We start from the raw sequence: 2,367 nt of genomic DNA, 5'->3' as shown, positions 1-2,367 counted from the left end.
CTTGATCGTTGCGAAGGATCAGGCGTTACACCACTACCCGGGACTTGACCGTCAAATTTGCGAACGCGCAGCAAAACTGGGAATCAGAAATCTAAGGATAGGCGAGGAAGGCAAATGAAATGCTTTACTTTACATAACGGAGGTTATCGGCTCTGTAAGTAGTATCAAAACGACTCCTCGTCAATACCGATGCGCAGCGGAATTTTCACTCAACTGTCAGATCTGCCGAGACTACCTTTCCAGCGAACGGCCCTAATTCCCGGTAGACAAGTGCCCCCTTTACGCGAAAGCTCTCTCCTTCTCACAAAAACCCACTGTATCGAGTTTAAAACCATTACTATTTCTTATAGCGACTCATGTTGGGCTGAGCAGGGACTTTCGGACAATCCCGTGTCCCGAGTGATGCCCTGGATGCATTTGCATCTGACTAGAATGCAAAGTCGCTGGATATTCCTAGGCGTGCCACAACCATGCATCCGGTATTCACCTGGTGCATAGGAAAGAAGAAAATGAATAGCACTTTGTTCCGCCGGACTCGTTCTCGGCTCCTATCGGCGATAGCCATCGCCTGCGCAGTCTCTGTAACTGCAACATCAGCCAGCCTCGCGGATCCCTCCGAGCCGAGCCAAGTAACGACGCAGGAGCTCCTGTCAGATGCTTTAGTGGCAGTGGGAGAAACTGAAGGCAATTTAGTTGAACCGACGCTGAACTCTGAAGTCCTGGAGTTCGGGACCGACGAAGGCGCGGTATTCGTCCAAGCAACTGAAGAAGGTAAATCGCTTGTAGTTGGTGCAGAGAATGCGGAACAGGAGTTTAGTTTCGGACTGCCCATCAAGAGTGCGCCAAATGATGCGCAGATGCTCGAAGATGGCACTGCTGTATTCAGCGATGATGAAATAGATCTCGCACTGCAGACTCATGACGACGGAGCTATACGTGCACAGACAATTATTCACGACGCCGATGCGCCTCATGAGTTCCGGTATGAATTGGGGCTACCGGAAGGGTCATTCGCTGAGATTGCCGAAGATGGCGGAGTAGACGTCTTTCAATCTTTCCCCGATGAAAACGAAACCGTCCTGACAAGTCGATTCGAACCTGCATGGGCAGTTGATGCAAGTGGCGAAACAGTCAAAACCTGGTATGAGCTTCACGATGGTGACTTGGTCCAAAAAGTAGACATTGGGGAAGACCATGATTACCCCGTCGTAGCTGATCCGTTTTGGATCCCAGCAATTATTGTCGCTATCAGGGTTACCAGCATCGTAATCAAGGTAGGCTCCAAGACCGTCAAGTACGCCAAAGCTCCCGCTTCACGAGTTGTCAATGCGTTGTCTTCCTTCAAGACCCTTTCTTACAGAACAGGTTCACATACGTTCAAACTTGATAAGAGCGGAATGAAGCATATTCTTCAGCGGCATCATCCTAAATATTGGGATGGTTCTTCTAAGAGTAGCCAAACATTTTTCAATCCGAAGATGTCAGTCAATGATGTACGAAATCTGGTTCATGGCGCCATGAAGCAGAACCAAAGTAAACTGAAAAGTGGTGGAACCAACAAGCGAATACAGCTCGAAGGAACCTATAACAACGTGAAGTACAAGATGGTCATTGACAGAGGTCGAGTTGTCCAATTCTACCCGCGATAAGAATCAAGGTAAGATGAAAGAACAAGCCGTATATAGCGAACCATACATTCTGGTTCCGCAGACGGTCACGGATCTCGACGATTTCGTCGCTAATCCCGAAAACTACTTGGTAAGTATGTTTCAGGAACCCGAACGGGCCGCCGAGATATGGCGGAATCGACTCAAAGAGAATCCCTACGGCAGTGAAGGTTTTCTTTCTCTGTCTTACTACGGGATCGATTTGATTTCGGGTGACCTGTGGGATGAGGTTACAGGAATCTGGTTTGAGCTCCTTGAGCTTGTAGAGGAGTTCATGGAGAAGGGTTCAGCTGAAAGGCTGTTTCCTGGCCAGCCAGTGCCACTTCGACTGGAAGTGAAGGGACGGTCGACACTTTTCACTGTTAATCGCCAAACAAACATTGTTGATCCCGACGACTTTATTCCGGGAATCCTGGATGAAGCGTACCGCTACTACACGTGGGTCGAAGAAAACATTGGAACCGACGAAAGCCAAGCCCTCCAGTCCGTAAACTCGTTGCGTCATCAGTTCCTTGAACGGAAGCATTCACGCTAAGGAATCCTCGGCTCTCTCAAGCTGGGTCGCTACCTAGCCCGGTGGTTTCATCACTTACGGGGTCATGAGCTGTCATTAACGAGGAAAAGGTGATCTGAACTGGGAAAATAGAGGTGTCTAAGCTTCATCTACCCAGTTCGAAGGATCACCTTTTCAGTGCACCAC

Annotated in this window: 2 protein-coding genes; both read left to right on the top strand. The window is 49.0% G+C overall.

What is annotated here, in order from left to right:
* Positions 1-470: 470 nt before the first annotated feature.
* Entirely contained in the window at positions 471-1,649 is a 1,179-nt protein-coding gene (locus JCM19049_RS20615; RefSeq protein ID WP_279403090.1) for a hypothetical protein, read from the top strand.
* A gap of 13 nt (positions 1,650-1,662) precedes the next feature.
* On the top strand, positions 1,663-2,202 hold the full coding sequence (locus JCM19049_RS11945; protein WP_279403089.1) for a hypothetical protein: 540 nt from the start codon (positions 1,663-1,665) through the stop codon (positions 2,200-2,202).
* Positions 2,203-2,367: the final 165 nt, after the last annotated feature.

This window comes from Arthrobacter sp. JCM 19049, from assembly GCF_001310435.1.
This window is presented reverse-complemented; position numbering and strand designations above follow the sequence as displayed.